Origin of the sequence: Cobetia sp. SIMBA_158, from assembly GCF_046566945.1 — a bacterium.
GTDB lineage: Bacteria > Pseudomonadota > Gammaproteobacteria > Pseudomonadales > Halomonadaceae > Cobetia > Cobetia amphilecti.
In genome coordinates this window covers 1-252 of record NZ_JAWJYL010000742.1, presented here as the reverse complement: position 1 = coordinate 252, position 252 = coordinate 1, and the positions used below count along the sequence as shown (strand labels likewise).

Annotated in this window: 1 protein-coding gene; it reads right to left on the bottom strand. The window is 36.5% G+C overall.

From position 1 onward, the window contains the following. On the bottom strand, nt 1-252 hold a 252-nt coding region (locus R2R70_RS21770; RefSeq protein WP_410979164.1), incomplete at both ends, for a hypothetical protein.

The window sequence follows — 252 nt, the reverse complement described above, 5'->3', positions numbered from 1 at the left end:
ATCCCCTAACTCAAATCCACCATCAAGATACTTATTCAGAGTGTCATATGGTGTCTTAATGAAAACACCACTACCCATTTTCTTAGTCTCTAAATAGCGTTTCTTTCTTTCGTAACCATTTACTGCATAGTTAGTACCCATTCCAGTACTAGTCTTTATAATATTCTTAGCCGACTTAATTTCCTCATCCATCCACTCTAGGAAAGCATCTATTTCGTCTTCTTTAAATCGTTTTCCGGCTTGATTCTGAAG